The sequence below is a fragment of the Streptomyces sp. NPDC055955 genome (assembly GCF_042270245.1).
Lineage (GTDB): Bacteria > Actinomycetota > Actinomycetes > Streptomycetales > Streptomycetaceae > Streptomyces.
Map to the genome: position 1 here is coordinate 317,755 of NZ_JBHJYS010000011.1, position 6,888 is coordinate 324,642.

At 69.0% G+C, this 6,888-nt stretch carries 8 protein-coding genes; 4 read left to right on the plus strand and 4 right to left on the minus strand.

The window, feature by feature from the left end; all coding sequences use genetic code 11:
- The first annotated feature begins 6 nt into the window (after positions 1-6).
- Both ACFC96_RS23670 and ACFC96_RS23675 read left to right on the plus strand, forming a co-directional pair.
- Positions 7-843: an isoprenyl transferase gene (locus ACFC96_RS23670; RefSeq protein WP_376613974.1), complete on the plus strand. Its 837-nt coding sequence runs from the start codon at positions 7-9 to the stop codon at positions 841-843.
- A 60-nt stretch (positions 844-903) separates the two neighbouring features.
- Complete coding sequence (locus tag ACFC96_RS23675) at positions 904-1,434, plus strand: YcxB family protein (protein ID WP_376613975.1); 531 nt, start codon at positions 904-906, stop codon at positions 1,432-1,434.
- 79 nt (positions 1,435-1,513) lie between these two features.
- Here ACFC96_RS23675 and ACFC96_RS23680 read toward each other — a convergent pair whose 3' ends face one another.
- From ACFC96_RS23680 to ACFC96_RS23695, 4 genes are read right to left on the minus strand one after another with little or no spacing between them, the layout of a single operon-like run.
- Positions 1,514-1,915, minus strand: coding sequence for a transcriptional repressor (locus ACFC96_RS23680; protein WP_355688132.1), 402 nt, complete (start codon positions 1,913-1,915; stop codon positions 1,514-1,516).
- Positions 1,916-1,974: 59 nt separating this feature from the next.
- Entirely contained in the window at positions 1,975-2,871 is an 897-nt protein-coding gene (locus ACFC96_RS23685; protein WP_376256015.1) for a metal ABC transporter permease, read from the minus strand.
- 1 nt (position 2,872) lies between these two features.
- A complete protein-coding gene (locus tag ACFC96_RS23690) occupies positions 2,873-3,655 on the minus strand; it encodes a metal ABC transporter ATP-binding protein (protein WP_376613977.1) in 783 nt (260 codons plus the stop codon).
- A gap of 17 nt (positions 3,656-3,672) precedes the next feature.
- Positions 3,673-4,629: a metal ABC transporter substrate-binding protein gene (locus ACFC96_RS23695; protein WP_376256011.1), complete on the minus strand. Its 957-nt coding sequence runs from the start codon at positions 4,627-4,629 to the stop codon at positions 3,673-3,675.
- Between the two features lie 197 nt (positions 4,630-4,826).
- Between ACFC96_RS23695 and ACFC96_RS23700 the strand changes: the two genes are divergently transcribed.
- Both ACFC96_RS23700 and ACFC96_RS23705 read left to right on the plus strand, forming a co-directional pair.
- Positions 4,827-6,209, plus strand: coding sequence for a glycine--tRNA ligase (locus ACFC96_RS23700; RefSeq protein ID WP_376256009.1), 1,383 nt, complete (start codon positions 4,827-4,829; stop codon positions 6,207-6,209).
- Between the two features lie 196 nt (positions 6,210-6,405).
- Positions 6,406-6,624, plus strand: coding sequence for a hypothetical protein (locus tag ACFC96_RS23705; protein ID WP_376613979.1), 219 nt, complete (start codon positions 6,406-6,408; stop codon positions 6,622-6,624).
- Positions 6,625-6,888: the final 264 nt, after the last annotated feature.

A 6,888-nucleotide genomic window follows, 5' to 3' on the forward strand; every position in this document is an offset into this window, starting at 1 on the left:
GCCCACATGGCACGTCGCGGAATCCTCGGACGGTCCCGCCGTGAGTACAAGACGCCCGAACCGCACCCGACGGGCGCGCGGCCGCCGAAGATCCCCGGCGAGCTGGTGCCGGAGCATGTCGCCATCGTGATGGACGGCAACGGCCGGTGGGCGAAGGAGCGCGGGCTGCCGCGCACGGAGGGCCACAAGGTCGGCGCCGAGCGGGTCATGGACGTCCTCCAGGGCGCGATCGAGATGGGCGTCGGCGCGATCTCGCTCTACGCCTTCTCCACGGAGAACTGGAAGCGCTCACCCGACGAGGTCCGCTTCCTCATGAACTTCAACCGCGACTTCATCCGCAAGACCCGCGACCAGCTCGACGAGCTGGGCGTACGGGTGCGCTGGGTGGGCCGCATGCCCAAGCTGTGGAAGTCGGTCGCCCAGGAGCTGGAGATCTCCCAGGAGCAGACCAAGGGCAACGACAAGCTGACCCTCTACTTCTGCATGAACTACGGCGGCCGCGCCGAGATCGCCGACGCCGCGCAGGCCATCGCCGAGGACGTGAAGGCGGGCCGCCTCGACCCGTCGAAGGTCAGCGAGAAGACCTTCGCGAAGTACCTCTACTACCCGGACATGCCGGACGTCGACCTGTTCCTGCGCCCCAGCGGCGAGCAGCGCACCTCCAACTACCTTCTGTGGCAGAGCGCTTACGCCGAAATGGTCTTCCAGGACGTCCTGTGGCCCGACTTCGACCGCCGTGACCTGTGGCGCGCCTGCCACGAGTACGCCTCCCGGGACCGCCGCTTCGGCGGAGCGATCCCGAACGAGCAGCAGCCGCCGGCGGCGGGCGACACCGGGGAGTGACGCGACAGGGTCCCCGGCTACTCTCCCCTTGATCATCTGCCGAGGTCCAGGGGAGGGACCGTGGAACACGTCGAACCGACGGTGGGGGTGCGCGTCGAGCTGGAGTACCAGCTGACGCGGCAGGACATGAGACAAGCGCTGCGGGCGCGGGCGAAGGTGTCGGCCGCCGAGCGCCGGCTGCGGATCATCACAGCGGTCGTCGCGGTGCTCATGGCCGCGAGCGCCGTGCTGCGGCTGGCCGACGGCAGGGGACCGGACTTCCAGCTGGCCCTCGGGGTCTACGCCGTGGTCGCGCTCGGGGTGCTCCGGCCCCTGCTCATGGTGCGCCAGTTCCTCAAGCTGGCCATCCGTCACGGCGGCTGCCGGACCCTGGCCGACGACCGGGGCGTCACCGTCACCAACGCGGGCGGCTCCAACGCGCTGAACTGGACCGCCGCCTCGCGCTACGCCGAGACCCGGGACACCTTCGTCCTGCTCAGCGCCGACAAGAACGCGTCCTGCCTGACGGTGCTGCCCAAGCGCGGAGCGCGGGAGGCCGGGGGAGTGGACACGTTGCGGGCACTGCTCGACCGGCACATCAGCCGTATCTGACCAGCCGGTGGGGGCGACCGCACGACGGGAGTCGCGGTCGCCGCCGAGACGCAACCGGCGGACGCGGAGGCGGAAACGCTCAGCCCGCGGAGCACTCCGCGCACGTACCGAAGATCTCCACCGTGTGCGCCACGTTCACGTATCCGTGCTCCGCGGCGATCGCCTCGGCCCACTTCTCCACGGCCGGGCCCTCGACCTCGACGGCCTTGCCGCACACCCGGCACACCAGGTGATGGTGGTGCTCACCGCTGGAACAGCGCCGGTAGACGGCCTCGCCGTCCGACGTGCGCAGGACATCGACCTCGCCCGCGTCGGCGAGGGACTGCAGGGTGCGGTAGACGGTCGTCAGGCCCACCGAGTCACCCTTGTGCTTGAGGACGTCGTGGAGCTCCTGGGCACTGCGGAACTCGTCCACCTCGTCGAGCGCCGCCGCCACGGCCGCACGCTGGCGGGTCGACCTGCCTCGAACCGGGGCTCCCACTGTTGCCTCCTCGGATTTACTGCCGGCGGCCCATTGTGCCAGGCCGCACGGTGCCCGGGTCAGACCTCGACCCGGGCCTGACCGGGGATCCGGCCTGGAATCGCGCACTCCGCCGGGTCGCCCGCCGCGCTCGCCGCCGCCCGCGCCCGGCGCCTGGCCAGCGGAGTGGCGATCAGGCTGAAGACGATGAATGCCGCGATGGTCAGCAGCACGATCGTCGCGCCGGGCGGGATCTCGACGTAGTAATTGGTGATCGTGCCGCCCAGCGTCGTGGTGACGCCGATGGCGACGGCGATCGCGAACGTCGCCGCGAAGCTCCGGGTGAGCTGCTGCGCGGCCGCCACCGGGACCACCATCAGCGCGGACACCAGGAGCAGACCCACGACGCGCATCGCGACGGTGACGGTCGCGGCCGCCGTCACCGCGACGAGCAGGTTCAGGACGCGCACCGGCAAGCCGGTGACCCGGGCGAACTCCTCGTCCTGGCTGACCGCGAACAGCTGCCTGCGCAGACCGATCGTGACCACGGCGACGAATCCGGCGAGGACGCAGATCGACACGAGGTCGCTCTGCGAGACCGTCGACAGCGAGCCGAAGAGATAACTCTGCAGGTTCGCCGTGGAACCGCCGGGGGCGAGATTGATCAGCATCACGCCGCCCGCCATACCTCCGTAGAAGAGCATCGCGAGCGCGATGTCGCCGCGGGTCTTCCCGTACCAGCGGATCAGCTCCATGATCACCACGCCGACGACGGAGACGGCCATCGCCATCCACACGGGCGACGTGGAGAGCAGAAAGCCGAGACCGACGCCCGTCATCGCCACATGGCCGATGCCGTCACCCATCAGGGCCTGCCGGCGCTGGACGAGATAGATGCCGATCGCGGGGGCGGTGATGCCCACCAGGACCGCGGCGAGCAGGGCGCGCTGCATGAAGGCGGAGTCGAGGAATTCCATGTCAGCTCAGCAGTCCTGTGCGTACGGGGGTGAGATCCGAGGTGTGCGGGTGGACGTGGTCGTGGCCCGGCAGCGCGTGCTGGCCGACCGCCTCCGGCGGCGGCCCGTCGTGCAGGACGCAGCCGTCGCGCAGCACGACCGCACGGTCGATCAGCGGCTCCAGCGGACCCAGCTCATGCAGGACGAGCAGCACGGACGCGCCGGCCTCGACCTGCGCCCGCAGCGTCTTCGCGAGGATCTCCTGGCTCGCCAGGTCGACGCCCGCCATCGGCTCGTCCATGATCAGCAGCTCGGGCTCGGAGGCCAGGGCGCGCGCGATGAGGACGCGCTGGTGCTGGCCGCCGGAGAGCGCGTCCACCGAGTCCTTGGCACGGTCGGCCATCCCGACCAGGTCCAGCGCCCGGCGCACCGCCTCACGGTCCGTCCTGCGCAGCAGACCGAAGCGCGCCCGCGACAGCCGCCCCGAGGACACGACCTCGGTGACCGTGGCCGGCACCCCGCCCGCGGCGGTCGTCCGCTGCGGCACGTAACCCACCCGCGCCCAGTCCCGGAACCGCCGACGCGGCGTACCGAAGATCTCGACCTCGCCTCCGCTGACGGGCACCTGGCCGATCACGGTGCGCACGGCCGTCGACTTGCCCGAACCGTTGGCACCAAGCAGGGCCACGACCTCACCGCGCCGCACGATCAGGTCGATGCCGCGCAGCACCGGACGTGAGCCGAGCTCGGCCGTCACACTGCGCAGGGCTATGACGGGCTCGCCGGCCTGCACCGATGTGTCCATACCGCTTCCCTCCGTGGTCACTTGGCGCCGAGCGCCGTCTGCAGGGCCTTCAGGTTCGACTCCATGACCTGGATGTAGTCGTCGCCCTTGGACCGGTCGGTGATGCCCTCGAGCGGGTCGAGCACATCGGTCTTGAGGCCCGAGTCACCAGCGAGGGTCTTCGCCGTCCTGTCGCTGACGAGGGTCTCGTAGAAGACCGTGGTCACCCCGTCGGCCTTCGCCATGTTCTGGAGGTCCTTCACACGCGCCGCGCTGGGCTCGCTCTCCGGATCGAGGCCGCTGATGGCCTCCTCGGTGAGCCCGTACCGCTCCGCCAGATAGCCGAAGGCCGCGTGGGTCGTGATGAACACCTTCGAATCGGTGTTCCTCAGTCCGTCCTCGAACCGCGTGTTCAGCCCGTCGAGCTTGCCGACCAGCGCCGCGGTGTTCTTCCGGTACGCCGCCGCGTGATCCGGGTCGGCCTTCTCGAAGGCCTTGCCCACACCCTTGGCGACCTCGGCGTACTTCACCGGGTCCAGCCAGATGTGCGGATCCCGGCCGCCCTCGCCGCCGTGCTCGTGGTCGTGCTCCGCGGCGTGCCCGCCGACCTCGGTGCCGTGCTTCTCCAGCTGCGTCAGCGAGGCGGCATCGACCTTGGTCCTGATCCCGGACTGCTGTATCGCGTCGTCGACGGCCGGCTGGAGGCCCTTGAGATAGAGGGCGACACCCGCGTCCTGAAGCTGCGCGGTCTGCTTCGCGCTGAGCTCCAGGTCGTGCGGCTCCTGGCCGGGCTTGGTCAGATTGGTGACGGCGACGTGGTCCCCGCCGATCTGCTGCGCGAGGTACTGCATCGGATAGAACGACGCCACCACCGCGAGCTTGCCGTCGCTGTTCCTGCCGTCACCCGAGGCGGCGGAGCAGGCCGACAGGCCCGTGATGCCGAGCACGGTGACGGAGGCGACGGCGGCGGTGGGTATGAGGCGTCGTACGTTCATGACACTCATTTTCAACAAATCTGGAAACGATTGTCAACAAGCGGTCGCCGTGATCACACCGAAACGGGCATCCCACCCCAGCCCGGGCTGCGGACCTCCAACCGATTTGATCCGGAGCCCCACGCCGCCGGTAACCTGAAGCATTCGCATTCGCTCTGAAGCAGCAGCTTCGTCGTCGTCGTAATGAAGAGAGCACCGTGGCCGCCGACAAGATCGACACCATCGTCAGCCTGAGCAAGCGCCGTGGCTTCGTCTACCCGTGCAGCGAGATCTACGGCGGCCAGCGCGCCGCCTGGGACTACGGGCCGCTGGGCGTCGAACTGAAGGAAAACCTCAAGCGCCAGTGGTGGCGCTACATGGTCACCTCGCGCGAGGACGTCGTCGGTATCGACTCGTCCGTGATCCTGGCGACCGAGGTCTGGCAGGCCTCCGGTCACGTCGCCACGTTCACCGACCCGCTCACCGAGTGCACCTCCTGCCACAAGCGGTACCGCGCGGACCACCTGGAGGAGGCGTACGAGGCCAAGCACGGCAAGCTGCCGGAGAACGGCCTCACCGACCTCAACTGCCCCAACTGCGGCAACAAGGGCACCTTCACCGAGCCCAAGCAGTTCTCGGGCCTGCTCTCCACGCACCTCGGCCCCACGCAGGACAGCGGCTCCATCGCCTACCTGCGCCCCGAGACCGCCCAGGGCATCTTCACCAACTTCGCCAGCGTCCAGCAGACCTCGCGTCGCAAGCCGCCGTTCGGCATCGCCCAGATGGGCAAGAGCTTCCGCAACGAGATCACGCCCGGCAACTTCATCTTCCGCACCCGCGAGTTCGAGCAGATGGAGATGGAATTCTTCGTCAAGCCGGGCGAGGACGAGAAGTGGCAGGAGTACTGGATGGAGCAGCGCTGGAACTGGTACACCGGCCTCGGCATGCGCGAAGAGAACATGCGCTGGTTCGAGCACCCGGCGGAGAAGCTCTCCCACTACTCCAAGCGCACCGCTGACATCGAGTACCGCTTCCGCTTCGGCGGGAGCGAGTGGGGCGAGCTCGAGGGCGTCGCCAACCGCACGGACTACGACCTCTCCGCGCACTCCAAGGCCTCGGGCCAGGACCTCTCCTACTTCGACCAGGAAGCCGGCGAGCGTTACACCCCGTACGTCATCGAGCCCGCCGCCGGTGTCGGCCGCTCCATGCTCGCCTTCATGCTCGACGCCTACGTCGAGGACGAGGCGCCCAACGCCAAGGGCAAGATGGAGAAGCGCACCGTCATGCGCTTCGACCACCGCCTCGCCCCGGTCAAGGTCGCGGTCCTGCCCCTGTCCCGCAACCCGGAGCTGTCTCCGAAGGCCAAGGGACTCGCCGCCGCGCTGCGCCAGAACTGGAACATCGACTTCGACGACGCGGGCGCCATCGGCCGCCGCTACCGCCGTCAGGACGAGATCGGTACGCCGTACTGCGTCACCGTCGACTTCGACACCCTCGACGACAACGCCGTCACGGTGCGCGAGCGCGACACCATGAAGCAGGAGCGTGTCTCCCTCGACCAGATCGAGGGCTACCTGGCGACGCGTCTCGTCGGCTGCTGATCACCCCTGGGGGACCAGGCGCCACGGAAGCGGCCCAGGAGCGTGCACCTCGCGCTCCTGGGCCGCTTCCGTCGTCTGCGGCGGCCGCGGACGCCGGAGAGAGGCACAACGCATCACAGAAACCCCCCTGTTGATATTGCTCTTGCTGCACACTCCTTGCGGAACGCACGCCCACAGGGGCTGCGGAGGAGGCGTCATGCTGCCGAACACCACCACGAGCAAGGTCAGCCGCTGGGACCAGCACGGCCGGGAGCACACGGTGCGGGTACAGAGCTCGGGACCGCGCCGCGCCATCAGATGCGACACGTGCGGCTGGCGGAAACCCGCCCAGTTCCTGCCCTGGCTCAAGGCCGAGGAGCACCTCGCCCAGGAGCACCAGGCGACGGTGGACCCGACGGCCCGGGGGCCCCAGTAGGGCCGAATTGACACGGGGCCCGGAGATCTCTAGAGTCCTCCGAGTTGTCACCCGGCCAGTCGGCCCCGCGACAGCACCTCCGCCGCTCAAGCGGCACCCAAACAAGCAGCACGATCTCCCACCGGGAGTGAATTCGGCGCGCCCGAATTCAATTCGCGGTGGACTCGGTGGCCCGATTAGGAACCGCCGGGGGAATCCGCTAAAGTTTGGGACGTCGGAACGGCCCAACAGCCGAGAAGACAAGCCCCGCTGACTGGGAGTCAG

Bases quoted from the DNA above. Each gene is read 5' to 3' on its own strand.
- ACFC96_RS23670 (WP_376613974.1), top strand. From the start codon at position 7: ATGGCACGTCGCGGAATCCTCGGACGGTCCCGCCGTGAGTACAAGACG.
- ACFC96_RS23685 (WP_376256015.1), bottom strand. From the start codon at position 2,871: ATGGAATTCCTCGACTCCGCCTTCATGCAGCGCGCCCTGCTCGCCGCG.
- ACFC96_RS23690 (WP_376613977.1), bottom strand. From the start codon at position 3,655: ATGGACACATCGGTGCAGGCCGGCGAGCCCGTCATAGCCCTGCGCAGT.
- ACFC96_RS23695 (WP_376256011.1), bottom strand. From the start codon at position 4,629: ATGAACGTACGACGCCTCATACCCACCGCCGCCGTCGCCTCCGTCACC.
- ACFC96_RS23705 (WP_376613979.1), top strand. From the start codon at position 6,406: ATGCTGCCGAACACCACCACGAGCAAGGTCAGCCGCTGGGACCAGCAC.